Raw genomic sequence first — 1,741 nt, forward strand, 5'->3', positions numbered from 1 at the left:
GTTTCGACTACGGGGGTCTTACCCTCTACGCCGGACCTTTCGCATGTCCTTCGCCTACATCAACGGTTTCTGACTCGTCCTGTCGCCGGCAGACGACAGAAGAGAGATCCCACAACCCCGCATACGCAACCCCTGCCGGGTCTCACACGTATACGGTTTGGCCTCATCCGGTTTCGCTCGCCACTACTCCCGGAATCACGGTTGTTTTCTCTTCCTGAGGGTACTGAGATGTTTCACTTCCCCTCGTTCCCTCCACACTGCCTATGTGTTCAGCAGCGGGTGACAGCCCATGACGACTGCCGGGTTTCCCCATTCGGAAACCCCCGGATCAAAGCCTGGTTGACGACTCCCCGGGGACTATCGTGGCCTCCCACGTCCTTCATCGGTTCCTGGTGCCAAGGCATCCACCGTGCGCCCTTAAAAACTTGGCCACAGATGCTCGCGTTCACTGTGCAGTTCTCAAACAACGACCAGCCACCCGTCACACACCGCTTACACGATGCTTCACCGGGGCCGGCAACTGAAGGAAGTCATTCCCTCAGACACCCAACAGCGTGCCCGGCCAGACCCTGTCCGGAGATCATGCGTTCCACGCTCTTACGAGCAGTACTAGCAGCCTCCGACCCGAGGTCCTGACCGAATAATCAACGTTCCACCCATGAGCAACCAGCATCAGACATTCGCTGATGTACTGGCCTCTGACCAACCGGAGTTGGTGAGAAGTGCTCCTTAGAAAGGAGGTGATCCAGCCGCACCTTCCGGTACGGCTACCTTGTTACGACTTCGTCCCAATCGCTAGTCCCACCTTCGACAGCTCCCTCCCACAAGGGGTTGGGCCACCGGCTTCGGGTGTTACCAACTTTCGTGACGTGACGGGCGGTGTGTACAAGGCCCGGGAACGTATTCACCGCAGCAATGCTGATCTGCGATTACTAGCAACTCCGACTTCATGGGGTCGAGTTGCAGACCCCAATCCGAACTGAGACCGGCTTTTTGAGATTCGCTCCACCTCACGGTATCGCAGCTCATTGTACCGGCCATTGTAGCACGTGTGCAGCCCAAGACATAAGGGGCATGATGACTTGACGTCGTCCCCACCTTCCTCCGAGTTGACCCCGGCGGTCTCCTGTGAGTCCCCATCACCCCGAAGGGCATGCTGGCAACACAGAACAAGGGTTGCGCTCGTTGCGGGACTTAACCCAACATCTCACGACACGAGCTGACGACAGCCATGCACCACCTGTACACCGACCACAAGGGGGGCACTATCTCTAATGCTTTCCGGTGTATGTCAAGCCTTGGTAAGGTTCTTCGCGTTGCGTCGAATTAAGCCACATGCTCCGCTGCTTGTGCGGGCCCCCGTCAATTCCTTTGAGTTTTAGCCTTGCGGCCGTACTCCCCAGGCGGGGAACTTAATGCGTTAGCTGCGGCACCGACGACGTGGAATGTCGCCAACACCTAGTTCCCACCGTTTACGGCGTGGACTACCAGGGTATCTAATCCTGTTCGCTCCCCACGCTTTCGCTCCTCAGCGTCAGTAATGGCCCAGAGATCCGCCTTCGCCACCGGTGTTCCTCCTGATATCTGCGCATTTCACCGCTACACCAGGAATTCCGATCTCCCCTACCACACTCTAGCTAGCCCGTATCGAATGCAGACCCGGGGTTAAGCCCCGGGCTTTCACACCCGACGTGACAAGCCGCCTACGAGCTCTTTACGCCCAATAATTCCGGACAACGCT

2 rRNA genes are annotated in these 1,741 nt (G+C 57.6%); both read right to left on the reverse strand.

Features of this window, described 5'->3' with window-relative positions:
- A 23S ribosomal RNA gene (locus ABZ471_RS48530) occupies positions 1 to 431 on the reverse strand; the annotation flags it as partial.
- Positions 432 to 733: 302 nt separating this feature from the next.
- Positions 734 to 1,741 (reverse strand): 16S ribosomal RNA (locus ABZ471_RS48535); the annotation flags it as partial.

Source organism: Streptomyces sp. NPDC005728 (assembly GCF_040630895.1).
In the GTDB taxonomy this organism is placed as follows: Bacteria; Actinomycetota; Actinomycetes; order Streptomycetales; family Streptomycetaceae; genus Streptomyces.